Here is a 13,846-nt window from a genome sequence, read left to right as displayed (position 1 = left end):
ACGCTCATGACCGCTCCCGCCATCATCGGTATCGACCTGGGCAACCGCAGCTTCCATCTGCTGGCTCAAACTCGCCACGGCAAACCCTTGTTCCGCAAGGCGTTATTACGCCAGAAACGGCTGTCGCAATTGGCCCAGCAGCCTGCCTATCGGGTGGTCGTGGAATCCTGTGCCGGAAGCTATTAATGGGCCCTCCTGGTCCAGGTATTAGGGCACGACGTACGGCTGATTTCGCCCCAGTACGTCAAGTCCTTCGTCAAGACCAACAAGAACGATTTCGTCGATGCCGAGGTGATCTGCGAAGCGGCCTCACGTCCGGCCATACGCTTCGCAGCGATCAAGAGCGAAGACCAGCAGATCCTCTGTGCGCTACACCGTACTCGCCAAGGGCTTGTCGCCGAACGCACCGCGATCATGAATCTCCTGCACGGCTTCCTGCTCGAATTCGGGGTGGCCTTGCCGGTCAGACATGCGGCGATCCGTCGTCTCACGAGCTATCTGGAAGGCTTGCCGCCCGCTTTCGTGGCGCTGGCTCAACGCCTCCAGGGGCACTACACCTGGCTAAGTGACGAGATCGAGGTTCTCGAGAAAACGCTCGAGCAGCATACCCGCTGTAATGAGAGTGCCCACCGTTTGTCGGCTTTCGATTACGGCTGGCTATGACTGCGTGGATAAGATGCAAATTACCAGTAGCCGCAATGCTTTCGAAAGTGACCGGTGGTTTTGTGCCTTTTTTCATGTCCTTAATCAACCGAAATAAAGAAATGATCTGTGTCACGTTTTGCAATGGAAGTGACGGTGCTGCGCGTGTAGGTTTATCTGGCTGTGTTTGTTTGTGCTAATTTTGTGTCTGCAAGGTAAGTTTTTGTGCGCTATTTTTGTTACTTTTCTTTCCTTTTTACAGGGGTTTATGAGGTGGAAGAGCGGTTGAAGATGGTTTTTATATAGAAGTTTATTTCTTGGTTGTGCATAAAGTCGTCACGTAACTGTTGGTGGCAAGGAGGTCGGGGTGAGTGAATGGGATGGCCGTACTTTTTGGTTCGTTGACTCGCTCAAAACAGCAAAAATCGGGACCAGAAGCGTTTATATCTCCTGTATCCTGATGTCGCTGTCCGCTGTAGGGATGACGTCTGGGCTGGGGGTGGGTAAAGCAGAGGCTAGCCCCCTCGTTGATGGCTGTTCGACTGTGGCTGGCGATGTCGGAAAGACAGCGTCAGAAGAGGCAGCGATACCTCTAGCGTCACCGATTAAAGATAGATGCGTGATGCCGAATGAGGCGTCGACGCCTGCCGACAAACCTGAACAGATGGTCGTCAGCCGATATCTGGCGCCGATGGGTATCCAGCCCGCTGCGGGGGCATCTGCCATCCATATAGGCACCGGTGCCGTTGGCGATGGTGATGCATCTATAGCGATGGGCTACTATGCGACCACGAGTGCGGCGGCAGATTCTGGTGTTGCCCTGGGTGATCAGGCCGTTACCAGCGGTTTGGCCGGTGTCTCCATTGGGCGTGGAGCCTACGTGACAAGCAAGAATGGCGTTGCTATCGGTGGTGGGGCGCTGTCGAGCGGCACCGTCACTCGATTGAACGGCGCACAAGCTAAAGGTGTAAACGCCATAGCCATTGGCGGAGACCTGACCGGAGGGTCCGTTGCCAGCGCCACCTCGAGTCTTGCTATTGGCGCAAAGGCGACGTCCACGGCGACCAATGCGACGTCACTTGGTGCCACGGCTAAAGCGACAGGCGGCCACTCCACGGCACTGGGATCGGGCAGTGTTGCCAACGGCGCGAAAAGTGTCAGTGTTGGCCATCTCAACATTTCCAATGGCGATAATAGCCTTGCATTGGGTGAGAGCAACTCAACATCGACAGGTGCCAAGAGCGCGATTGCCATTGGTACTTCCAACAAGATTGAAGGCGCATCGACATATGCGTCTGCGATTGGTCTCAACAACACCGTTAAAGGCAATGCAGTCCGGGTCGTTGGAAATACCAATAACGTGACTAGCGATTTTTCCGGTGTTTTCGGCTCAAGTAACACGCTGTCATCGACTGCCACAGGCGCCAATGTGGTAGGTCTTCAAAATACCGTCGCCGGCGGCTCTACCAATGTCGTGGGAAATTGGTCGAAAGCGAGTGGCAACTACTCCATGGTGCTCGGTGATTCCGGAGAGGCGTCCGCCAGCAACGCCATTGCCATCGGTACCAATGCCAAGGCCAGCGTGGCCAACAGCGTGGCCTTGGGTAACGGCGCCACCACCGAGGCGGTGGTGGGAACCACCCAGGCTACCATCGCGGGCAAGAGCTACAGTTTCGCCGGTGCGGCACCCACAGGCACTCTGAGCCTTGGCGCGGCGGCAACGACCGATAGCGGGGGCAATGCGGTAGCCAGCGTCGAGCGTACTATTACTCACGTAGCGGCTGGACGGTTATCTGTCACCAGCACCGATGCCGTTAACGGCAGTCAGCTGAACGCCACCAATCAGGCGCTGGGAGAACTGTCTGAAGGCGTGCAGGCGTTGGGAGATCTGTCAGACGGAGTGGTGGTCTACGATCGCGGCACCGGTGGCACGCTCAATGAGGGCAGCATCACCCTGGCCGGTGACGCCGGTACCCGGATTACCAATCTGACCGACGCCACCCTGTCCACCGATAGTACCGATGCGGTCACCGGCCGTCAGTTGAACGCGACCAATGTGCGGGTGACCCAGAACGAAGGGGATATCACCAATCTCACCACCAACCTGGGGGATATCGCCGCCGACAGCATCTACTATCAGACAAAATCCAGCGGTAGTGGCGCCAGTGCCAGCGGCACTGACAGCCTGGCGATGGGGCCGGCGGCGGTGTCCTCGGCAACCAATGGGGTAGCTATCGGCAATGGCGCGAAGGCCAGCGTCGCCAACAGCGTAGCCTTGGGTAACGGTGCCACCACGGAAGCGACGGTGGCCACCACGACGGCCACCGTGGCCGGTACTGACTACGCCTTGGCCGGTAGCAGCCCGACCGGTACGGTCAGCGTGGGCACCAGCGGCAGCGAGCGCACCATCACCCACGTGGCAGCAGGTCGACTCTCGGCCACCAGTACCGACGCGGTCAACGGCAGCCAGCTCCATGCCACCAACCAGGCCCTGGGGGCTCTAGCCGAGGGCGCAGTGGTCTACGATCGAGGCACCGGTGGCACGCTCAATGAGGGCAGGATCACCCTGGCCGGCGATGCCGGCACCCGAATCACCAACCTGACCGACGCCACCCTGTCCACTGACAGCACCGATGCGGTCACTGGCCGTCAGTTGAACGCGACCAATGTGCGGGTGACCCAGAACGAAGGCGATATCACCAATCTCACCACCAACCTGGGGGATCTGGCGGCCGGTGCGGTGGTCTACGACCGCAGCGACGACGGCACGCTCAATGAGGGCAGTATCACCCTGGCCGGTGATGCCGGCACCCGGATCACCAATCTGACCGACGCCACCCTGTCCACCGACAGCACCGATGCGGTCACCGGCCGTCAGTTGAACGCGACCAATATCCGAGTGACCCAGAACGAAGGGGATATCACCAATCTCACCAGCAGCCTGGGGGATCTGGCGGCCGGTGCGGTGGTCTACGACCGCAGTGACGACGGCACGCTCAATGAGGGCAGTATCACCTTGGCCGGTGATGCCGGCACCCGGATCACCAACCTGACCGACGCCACCCTTTCCATCGACAGCACCGACGCGGTCACCGGTCGTCAGTTGAACGCCACCAATGTGCGGGTGACCCAGAACGAAGGGGATATCGCCAATCTCACCACCAACCTGGAGGATATCGCCGCTGACAGCGTCTACTACCAGGCCAAATCCAGCGGTAGTGGCGCCAGTGCCAGCGGCACCGACAGCCTGGCGATGGGGCCGGCGGCGGTGTCGTCGGCAACCAATGGGGTAGCTATCGGCAATGGCGCGAAGGCCAGCGTCGCCAACAGCGTAGCCTTGGGTAACGGTGCCACCACGGAAGCGGCAGTGGCCACCACCACGGCCACCGTGGCCGGTACTGACTACGCCTTGGCCGGCAGCAGCCCGACCGGTACGGTCAGCGTGGGCACTAGCGGCAGCGAGCGCACTATCACCCACGTGGCAGCAGGTCGACTCTCGGCCACCAGTACCGACGCGGTCAACGGCAGCCAGCTCCATGCCACCAACCAGGCCCTTGGGGATCTGGCCGAGGGCGCAGTGGTCTACGACCGCGGTGCCGGTGGCACGCTCAATGAGGGCAGGATCACCCTGGCCGGCGATGCCGGCACCCGAATCACCAATCTGACCGATGGCACCCTGTCCTCCGACAGCACCGATGCGGTCACCGGCCGTCAGTTGAACGCGACCAATATCCGAGTGACCCAGAACGAAGGGGATATCACCAATCTCACCACCAACCTGGGGGATCTGGCGGCCGGTGCGGTGGTCTACGACCGCAGTGACGACGGCACGCTCAATGAGGGTAGTATTACCCTGGCCGGTGATGCCGGCACCCGGATCACCAATCTGACCGACGCCACCCTGTCCACCGACAGTACCGACGCGGTCACTGGCCGTCAGTTGAACGCCACCAATGTGCGGGTGACCCAGAACGAAGGCGATATCGCCAATCTCACCAGCAACCTGGGGGATCTGGCGGCCGGTGCGGTGGTCTACGACCGCAGTGACGACGGCACGCTCAATGAGGGTAGTATTACCCTGGCCGGTGATGCCGGCACCCGGATCACCAATCTGACCGACGCCACCCTGTCCACCGACAGCACCGATGCGGTCACCGGTCGTCAGTTGAACGCCACCAATGTGCGGGTGACCCAGAACGAAGGGGATATCACCAATCTCACCACCAACCTGGGGGATCTGGCGGCCGGTGCGGTGGTCTACGACCGCAGTGACGACGGCACGCTCAATGAGGGTAGTATCACCCTGGCCGGCGATGCCGGCACCCGGATCACCAATCTGACCGACGCCACCCTGTCCACCGACAGCACCGATGCGGTCACCGGCCGTCAGTTGAACGCCACCAATGTGCGGGTGACCAAGAACGAAGGCGATATCACCAATCTCACCACTAACCTGGGGGATCTGGCGGCCGGTGCGGTGGTCTACGACCGCAGTGACGACGGCACGCTCAATGAGGGCAGCATCACCCTGGCCGGCGATGCCGGCACCCGGATTACCAACCTGACCGACGCCACCCTGTCCTCCGACAGCACCGATGCGGTCACTGGCCGTCAGTTGAACGCGACCAATGTGCGGGTGACCCAGAACGAAGGGGATATCACCAATCTCACCAGCAACCTGGGGGATATCGCCGCCGACAGCACCTACTACCAGGCCAACTCTTCGGCCAGCGGCGCCATCGCCAGCGGCACCGACAGCCTGGCGATGGGTGCAGGCGCGGAGTCTTCGGCAACTAATGCGGTGGCCATCGGCAATGGCGCTTCAAGCTCGGTGGTTGGCGGTGTGGCACTGGGCAGCGGAGCGATCGCGAACCGCGAGGTGGCGAAGGTCTCCGGCCAGATCGTCGTGGGCAATGCCACCATTCAGTACAACACCTCGGATGCTGATCTGATAGGTGCGGTTTCCGTGGGTCAGGACGGTGAGTATCGCCAGTTGATCAACATCGCCGATGGTATCGAGGATCACGATGCGGTGACCATGCGTCAGCTCAAGGGGGCAGTGGGGTCGCTCTCGGATACAGGATCGCTGTATTTTCATGCCAACGGGGAAGGGGAAGTCGACGCTCTTGCCGCCGGGGAAGGCTCCATCGCCATTGGGCCTGATACCACGGTCAATGGCGATGACGCCATCGGTATGGGGGTGAGCGCCAAGGTGGAGATAGGGGCAGCCGGTGCGGTTGCCATTGGCGACCAGAGCCACACCCTGCTGGAAGATGCGATTGCGGTCGGTAGTTCGGCGGTCTCCTCGGGCGAGCAGGCGATGGCCCTGGGTGCTGGAGCCAGCGCCAATCAGGCTCTGGATGTGGCGCTGGGGGCCCAGTCGACCACACAGGAGGCAATAGGCACCGAGTCAGGCATTATCTTCGGTGAGCAGCATGAATACGCCGGCACTAATCCCATTGCTACCGTCAGCGTCGGTGACGAAGGGCAGGAGCGAACCTTGACCCACCTGGCCGCGGGTCGAATCTCCGCTACCAGTACCGATGCGGTCAATGGCAGTCAGCTCTATGCGACCAATAAGGCGCTTGAGGAAGTGGTGGCGTATGACCACTTCAACGACGGCAGCGTCGACTGGAACCACGTAACCCTGAAGTCGTCTGGTAGAACCTCAGGGGGCGCTGTGCTCGGCAATGTGGCGGATGGGTCGCTTTCCGACTCCAGTCTAGAGGCGGTCAACGGCAGTCAGCTCCACGCCACCAATGGTCGTCTCACCGATCTTGAAGGCGATGTCGGTGATATCCAGACGACCCTCGACAATTTGGGGGGCGGCAATGGCAACTCGCCCCAGGAAGTCGTGCAATATGATCCGAATTCCAGCCAGGGAAAGATCACTCTGGCTGGCGCTGGCGGTGGTACCGTGATCAGCAATCTAGCCGATGGCGATATCCGCCAAGGCAGTACCGATGCGGTCAACGGTGGTCAGATCTGGGACTTGATGGAGGATATGGGTGACCTGTCACTGGGTGGTCAGGACAGTAAGCACTTTCAGGCGAATTCGCAGGGAGACGCTGCCACTGCCAGTGCTGCTGACACCGTTGCCATTGGAGGAGACGCCAAGGCACAAGCTGAAGGAGGTGTTGCTCTTGGTGATGGCGCTGTGGCCGATAGAGAAGGCATGAAGGGGGAGGAGGAAGCCTTTTCGGGCGTAGCGGTGGAGTCATCCAAGGGCGCTGTTGCGGTCGGCAGCGAGGGTGGTGAACGCCAGATCACCCACGTCGCCGGTGGCACCGAGGACACCGATGCGGTCAATGTGCGCCAGCTCAGTGCCGTGCAAGAGGGAGCGGTCAACTACGATCGTAGCGAAGACGGTAGCGTCGACTACAACTCTGTCAGCCTGGGCAATGGCAGTGGCCCCACCCAGTTGCACAACGTGGCTGCCGGTTCTGCACCCACCGACGCGGTCAACATGTCGCAGCTCAATGAACTGAACCGTAAGTTCACTTCCGACTACAACCAACTCGACCACAAGATTGACGAAGTAGAGCGAGATGCCAGTGCGGGGATCGCGGCCCTGGCCGCCATGGGCGATGCCCCCTATGTCGCAGGAAAGCTCACCTATCATCTGGGGACTGGCTACTACAACGGAGAATCGGCACTAGGTGTGAGCCTACGACGAACCGCTGATACTGGCCGCTGGAGTGTCGGGATGGGGATTGGCGCCTCCCACGGTGGCCCAACTATCGGTCTGGGAATCTCCGGGGTCATCGATTGAGACCAGTGGGCAGGTCAAACGAAACCTGGTCGTTCACCCTAGGTGTGGCTGTGTCGTAAAGCACAGCGGTACTGACGGTGTCGCGATCACGGATGGTGATCGGCATCGATGCGCAGTGACAGGGGGCGCGGACGTTGAAGTAGCGGCATATGATGCTGCGGCCAGTCGAGTTGCGAGCACAGCGGGTCATTCGTTTCGTCCTGGTTCCTGTCGGGTTTCAAGGGCGTCCACGCGAAAGCGCAGGGCGCCCTTGTCGTTTTCGGCGCGAAAACGCACGTTGAAGCCTCTCAGGCTGACGCCGTACTGGCGATCGTCGTCACTGTCCTTGCTGCGATAGGCGGGGCGCGGGTCCTGGGCGAGGACCTGGGCGATCAAGCGACGCAAGGAACCATCGTTGTCACTGCTGGAGAGCACCGCTTCGGCCTCGGCCGAGAACACCACCGGATGCTGCGTCGGCGCTTCAGGTGCAAAACCGGTACGGGCGTCGGGACGACTCTCGGCCCAAGGCAGGTAGGGCTTGATATCCACCACTGGTGTGCCGTCGACCAGATCGGCGCTCTTGAGCACCAGGCTGACGCCGTCGCGCGTATCGATGTCGATCAACTCCACCAGCGACAGCCCGAGACGGTTGGGGCGGTGGGTGCTGCGGCTGGCAAATACGCCTATTCGTGCATTTCCTCCCAGTCGAGGCGGACGGACCATCGCTTTCCAGTGGGGCGGACTAAGGTGAAAGATGAAGGTCAGCCACAGGTGGCTGAACCCCTCCAGCCCACGCACGGCCATGGGATCGGCGAAGTCGCCTTCCAGCACCAGACGCGCTCTGGCATCTTCTGCAAGCCCTGGCTGACGGGGTACGCCGAACTTGTCCGGGAAGTCGCTGCGTATGGTGCCGATGGGCGTCAGGGTATAGATGTCGTCGGGCATGATCTGGTGAGGCTCTGATGTCGAGGCTTTGATGTGGATGCTGTTACGTCGATGCTTGGATGTCGAAACTCTGATGTCGCAGGAAGTGGGTCAGGGGTGACCTGAATGGCTCCAGCAACGTGCTTGCAGGTATCGTGACATGACAAAGCTCCAGTTGGGCATGAAACAGCGTCGCCGGGCATCAGGGTGGTCAGGAGTGTTGGATCGAGCCCGTTATCTGATTAGGCTTGGCGAACCTCGACGCGCCGGATTATCCGTCTCCAGTCCTGCAGGAGTTCCCTACATGTCCGAACCCAGAATGTCGCAAGCCATGCCGGTCGAGCGACGTTCCCGTATTCACTATCGTGAGGCCCTCGCCAAGGATGGCTCGGATCAGGCCGAAGTGTTCTATCACGCCGTCATGATGGGGGCCAGTCGCCACTACAGCTTGGCCCAGCGTCAGGCCTGGGCTTCGGCGCTGCCCAGGGACGGTTCCGCCTGGCGTGCTCGTCAGGCATTGTTTACTACCCTGGTGGCCGAGTGTGACGGTCGCTGCGTCGGCTTTGTCGAGTTGGACCCCGGTCGCGCGCGCGTCGAGACGCTCTATGTGTGGCCCTCGCTGGCCGGCCAGGGCATCGGCGGCCGCTTGCTGTCGCTTGCCGAGGAGCGCCTGAGAAACGCCGGCGCCCGGCGGATGATCATCGAAGCCAGCCTGATGCTGGCAGAGCCACTGCTCGACGCCGGCTGGGAATCCCACGGTGAAGAGTGGGTCGAGCGCGCCGGAGAGCTGCTGCCACGGCTATGCATGAGCAAGCCGTTGGAGTGACCCCCGCTGGAGAGCCCCCTGAGAGTAATCTCCAGAAGTGCCCCCCAGAGTGCCCTTCAAGAACAGCCCCCAGGCATGGGCCAGGGTCCAGGCCGGGGGGAGCGCTTCTCGAAACGGACAGGGCCTCAGCCCGCCGGGCCTTCCTCGACCATGCGCATGGACAGGTCGATGGCCTTCACGTCCTTGGTCAGTGCACCGCTCGAGATGCAGTCGACACCTGTCTGGGCGATGGCTTTCAGCGTCGTCTCATCGACATTGCCGGACGCCTCCAGCGTCGCCTGGCCTGCGACGCGGCGCACCGCTTCTCGCATGTCATCCAGTGAAAAGTTGTCGAGCATGATCACGTCGGCGCCGGCGGCCAGCGCCTGATCCAGCTCCTCGAAGGTCTCGACTTCCACCTCCACCGTCAGGTCGCGCGCGATGCTGCGGGCCTCCTTCACGGCGCCGGCAATGCCGCCGCAGGCGGAGATATGGTTTTCCTTGATCAGGAAGGCGTCGTAGAGGCCGATCCGGTGGTTGCAGCCACCACCGCAGGCTACCGCGTACTTCTGGGCGATACGCAGACCTGGCAACGTCTTGCGAGTGTCGAGCAGCCGCACGCCGGTGCCCTCGAGCAGGTCGACGTAGTGGCGGGTGCGCGTGGCGGTGGCCGATAGCGTCTGCAGCAGGTTGAGAGCCGCGCGCTCGCCGGTCAGCAGGCTGCGTGCGGGGCCTGCCAGTTCGAGAAAGGGTTCGTCTGGCGTCAGTCGATCGCCGTCCGCGGCATGCCAGGTCAGAGCGACCCGGGGATCGAGGCGGCGGAACAGCTCGTCGACCCAGGCCACGCCGCAGAGTATCGCCGGCTCGCGGCTGATGACGCGGGCCTTGCCCAGATGCTTTTCGGGAATCAGTTGGGCGGTGATGTCCACCGGACCGACGTCCTCGGCCAGCAGGCGAGCGGCACTGTTGCGGATGTCTTCGGCAAGGGCGTCCTGAAAGTGCATGGGTATCTCTGTATTGCGGCGCGTGGAGCCGACATTATAGGGGCACTAGCACCTCGACGTCAGTGGGCGAGGTGACGATCCCATATTCAGACAATGGAGACACCAGCATGCAGTGTCACGACGGGTGGCTCGACGGGGCCAGGCGAGTGCCTTCGCCCAACGTCAATGAACGACCCGAACGAGAAATATCGGCGGTGGTGGTGCATTCCATCAGTCTGCCGCCGGGTCAATTTGGCGGCGAGCACATCGAGGAACTGTTCACCAACCGTCTGGATCCCGAGGCCCACCCTTACTTCGCGAGCATCGCTGGGCTCAAGGTTTCGGCGCATCTGTTGATCCGTCGCGACGGAGAGTGTGTTCAGTTTGCGCCCTTCGAGGCGAGGGCCTGGCACGCGGGACGCTCCAGCTGGTTCGATGGCCATTGCCTGCGCCGCGAGCTCAACGACTTCTCGATCGGGATCGAGCTCGAAGGGGACGAGGTGTCGCCCTATCGAGACACCCAGTACCGTGCCCTGGCCCGGGTGCTGCACGCGCTGTTTGACGCCTACCCCGAGATCACCCCCCAACGACTGACCAGTCACGCGCGAATCGCTCCCCTGCGAAAGACCGATCCCGGCCCCTCCTTCGACTGGGCGTACCTGCGGCGCTGTTTGCAGCACCGCTAGATGAAGATGCAATGCATCGTTTCGGCATAGCCTGAGCCATGGCCTTCAGGTCAAACGGTAGTTTGTTTACAAGTGGCTGACTTGAGGCGCTTAAGTCATACCCGCTTTGGGTTAAGCCATTGTGTTGCAGTGCAATATGAGGTAATTGAAAAATATTTCCATAGCTGCTTCAATTGGCAGTGCAGGGCGTTTGAGGTATCTTCTTGCCCAATCGTGCTCGTTTGGCACGGACATTCTAGTAATATTACTACATGCCTGACGCTGCGAGGCGGGCGGGGAATCACCCCCTCTATCCCGCTCGCTCATTGGCCTCGATCGTGGGGCAATGGACCCCCATCGTCATTCGGAGAGACGTTCTATGAGTCTTGGTTCAAGAGAAGATCTCGATCCGGTCGAAACCCAGGAATGGTTGGATTCCCTGGAGTCTGTTCTGGATCGTGAGGGCGAGGATCGTGCCCGGTACCTGATGACGCGGCTCGCCGACCGTTATCGCCAGGACGGCATGCAGGTGCCCTTCTCGGTCACCACCCCGCATCGCAACACCATTCCGGTGCACTGCGAGGCCCCGATGCCTGGCGATCTGTTCATGGAGCGTCGTATTCGCTCGGTGATCCGCTACAACGCCATCGCTCAGGTCATTCGCAACAACAAGGCGAAGCCGGGACTGGGTGGCCACATCGCCAGCTTCATGTCCTCCGCGACTCTCTACGACGTGGGCTTCAACCATTTCTTCCGTGCCCCCAACGGCGACTTCGAAGGCGACCTGATCTACATCCAGGGTCACGTGGCACCGGGCATCTACGCCCGCGCCTACCTCGAGGGCCGGCTGACCGAAGAGCAGATGGACAGCTACCGCCAGGAAGTCGACGGCAACGGCCTGTCATCCTATCCGCACCCGTGGCTGATGCCGGAGTTCTGGCAGTTCCCGACGGTTTCCATGGGTCTGGGCCCGATCCAGGCGATCTACCAGGCCCACGTCATGAAGTACCTGCACTCCCGCGAACTGCACGACATGCAGGATCGCAAGATCTGGTGCTTCATGGGCGACGGTGAGTGTGACGAGCCCGAATCTCTCGGCGCCATCCACCTGGCCAGCCGCGAGAAGCTCGACAATCTGATCTTCGTGATCAACTGCAACCTGCAGCGTCTCGATGGCCCGGTGCGCGGCAACTCCCGCATCATCGACGAGCTCGAGGGTGTCTTCCGCGGTGCCGGCTGGAACGTGCTCAAGGTCGTCTGGGGTCGTCACTGGGACCCGCTCTTCGAGAAGGACAAGAAGGGCATGCTGCAGAAGCGCATGGACGAGGCGGTCGACGGCGACTACCAGAACTACAAGGCCAACGGCGGCGCCTACACCCGTGAGCACTTCTTCGGCAAGTACCCGGAGACCGCCGACCTGGTCAAGGACATGTCCGACGAGGACATCTGGAAGCTCAATCGCGGTGGCCACGATCCGTTCAAGGTCTACGCGGCCTACCACGAGGCGACCACCAACCCCAACGGCCGTCCTACCGTGATCCTGGCGCATACCGTCAAGGGCTACGGCATGGGTGGCGGCGACGGCGAGGCGGCCAACGAGGCGCACCAGGTCAAGACCATGGAGTACGAGGCGCTCAAGCGCTTCCGTGATCGCTTCGGCATCCCGATCTCCGACGACCAGCTCAAGGAAGTGCCGTACTACAAGCCGGACGACGATTCGCCCGAAATGAAGTACATGCACTATCAGCGCGAACAGCTGGGCGGCTATCTGCCGAGCCGTCGCAATGACTTCGAGGCGCTCGAGATTCCCGGCCTCGATGACAAGACCTTTGCCTCCCAGACCGGCGGGTCCAAGGGCCGCGAAGTGTCCACCACCATGGCCTTCGTGCGGATCCTCAATGGCCTGGTCAAGGACAAGAAGATCGGCAAGCGGGTGGTCCCGATCATCCCCGACGAGGCGCGCACCTTCGGTATGGAGGGCATGTTCCGTCAGCTCGGCATCTACACCTCCGAAGGCCAGAAGTACGAGCCGGTCGACAAGGGCCAGATCATGTTCTACCGCGAGGATCAGAAGGGTCAGATCCTCGAGGAAGGCATCACCGAGGCTGGCGCCATGTCTGCCTGGATCGCCGCGGCCACCTCGTACTCGAACAACAACACCACTCTGCTGCCGTTCTACATCTACTACTCGATGTTCGGCTTCCAGCGGATCGGTGATCTGGCCTGGGCCGCCGGTGACATGCAGGCTCGCGGCTTCCTGTGCGGTGGTACCGCCGGTCGCACCACGCTCAACGGCGAGGGTCTCCAGCACCAGGACGGTCACAGCCTGTTGCAGGCAGCGATGATCCCGAACTGCCGCACCTATGACCCGACCTACGGGCACGAAGTCGCGGTCATCGTGCAGGATGGTCTGAAGCGGATGTTCTCCGACAAGGAAAACTGCTTCTACTATCTGACCCTGATGAACGAGAACTACGAGCATCCCGAGCTCGAGGAGATTCCCGCCGAGGACATCATCAAGGGCATGTACCTGCTGCGCGAGACCAAGGGCAAGAAGGGCCACGTCCAGCTGCTGGGCTCCGGTACCATCCTGCGCGAGGTCGAGGCTGCCGCCGAGATACTGGCCGAAGAGTGGGGTGTGGGCTCCGACATCTGGAGCGTGACCAGCTTCAATGAGCTGCGTCGCGAGGCCCTGGGGCTCGATCGTCAGGCCTTCATCAACCCGGATGCCGACCCCGAGAAGCCTCACGTCACCAAGTGTCTGGAAGGGCGCAAGGGACCGGCGATCGCCTCGACCGACTACATGAAGCTGTACGCCGACCAGGTCCGCGCCTGGGTGCCGACCGACTATCATGTACTGGGCACCGACGGCTATGGTCGCTCCGACACCCGCGAAGCGCTTCGCCGGTTCTTCGAGGTCGACCGCTACTACGTCACCGTGGCGGCGCTCAAGGCGCTGGCCGATCGTGACGAGATCGACCGCAAGGTCGTGGCCGAGGCACTCAAGAAGTACGACATCGACCCGAACAAGCCCAACCCGCTCGAGGTGTAAGGCATCGGTTGGACTGTCCGGTGG

8 protein-coding genes and 1 pseudogene are annotated in these 13,846 nt (G+C 61.5%); 7 read left to right on the top strand and 2 right to left on the bottom strand.

Going from position 1 to position 13,846, the window contains the following annotated elements:
- The first annotated feature begins 6 nt into the window (after window positions 1-6).
- The 4 genes and pseudogenes from NFI08_RS00920 (at window position 7) to NFI08_RS00910 (ending at window position 7,414) form a co-directional block, all read left to right on the top strand.
- Window positions 7-186, top strand: coding sequence for a hypothetical protein (locus NFI08_RS00920; protein WP_349586517.1), 180 nt, complete (start codon window positions 7-9; stop codon window positions 184-186).
- A 9-nt stretch (window positions 187-195) separates the two neighbouring features.
- On the top strand, window positions 196-663 hold the full coding sequence (locus NFI08_RS00915; RefSeq protein ID WP_349588741.1) for an IS110 family transposase: 468 nt from the start codon (window positions 196-198) through the stop codon (window positions 661-663).
- Window positions 664-1,102: 439 nt separating this feature from the next.
- Window positions 1,103-1,801 (top strand): annotated as a pseudogene (locus NFI08_RS22840) (hypothetical protein); the annotation flags it as partial.
- Between the two features lie 351 nt (window positions 1,802-2,152).
- Window positions 2,153-7,414 carry a beta strand repeat-containing protein gene (locus NFI08_RS00910; RefSeq protein ID WP_349586514.1) on the top strand — a complete coding sequence of 1,754 codons (5,262 nt, stop codon included), beginning with the start codon at window positions 2,153-2,155 and terminating at the stop codon, window positions 7,412-7,414.
- Window positions 7,415-7,600: 186 nt separating this feature from the next.
- On the opposite strand, the gene tsaA is transcribed toward NFI08_RS00910, so the two are convergent.
- Complete coding sequence (gene tsaA, locus NFI08_RS00905) at window positions 7,601-8,338, bottom strand: tRNA (N6-threonylcarbamoyladenosine(37)-N6)-methyltransferase TrmO (protein WP_349586511.1); 738 nt, start codon at window positions 8,336-8,338, stop codon at window positions 7,601-7,603.
- Window positions 8,339-8,621: 283 nt separating this feature from the next.
- Between tsaA and NFI08_RS00900 the strand changes: the two genes are divergently transcribed.
- Window positions 8,622-9,143, top strand: coding sequence for a GNAT family N-acetyltransferase (locus NFI08_RS00900; RefSeq protein WP_349586508.1), 522 nt, complete (start codon window positions 8,622-8,624; stop codon window positions 9,141-9,143).
- 125 nt (window positions 9,144-9,268) lie between these two features.
- Here NFI08_RS00900 and nadC read toward each other — a convergent pair whose 3' ends face one another.
- A complete protein-coding gene (gene nadC / locus NFI08_RS00895; protein WP_045992832.1) occupies window positions 9,269-10,126 on the bottom strand; it encodes a carboxylating nicotinate-nucleotide diphosphorylase in 858 nt (285 codons plus the stop codon).
- Window positions 10,127-10,233: 107 nt separating this feature from the next.
- On the opposite strand from nadC, the gene ampD reads away from it, so the two are divergent.
- Together ampD and aceE are read left to right on the top strand one after the other, a co-directional pair.
- Window positions 10,234-10,791 carry a 1,6-anhydro-N-acetylmuramyl-L-alanine amidase AmpD gene (gene ampD / locus NFI08_RS00890; RefSeq protein WP_349586504.1) on the top strand — a complete coding sequence of 186 codons (558 nt, stop codon included), beginning with the start codon at window positions 10,234-10,236 and terminating at the stop codon, window positions 10,789-10,791.
- Between the two features lie 358 nt (window positions 10,792-11,149).
- Window positions 11,150-13,822, top strand: a complete 2,673-nt coding sequence (gene aceE / locus NFI08_RS00885; protein ID WP_349586501.1) for a pyruvate dehydrogenase (acetyl-transferring), homodimeric type — start codon at window positions 11,150-11,152, stop codon at window positions 13,820-13,822.
- The last annotated feature ends 24 nt before the right edge of the window (window positions 13,823-13,846 follow it).

It is taken from the genome of Halomonas sp. EF61 (assembly GCF_040147045.1).
GTDB classification, from domain to species: Bacteria; Pseudomonadota; Gammaproteobacteria; order Pseudomonadales; family Halomonadaceae; genus Halomonas; species Halomonas litopenaei.
Note: the sequence above shows the minus strand (reverse complement) of the source record. Positions and strands in the feature narration are given on the sequence as shown.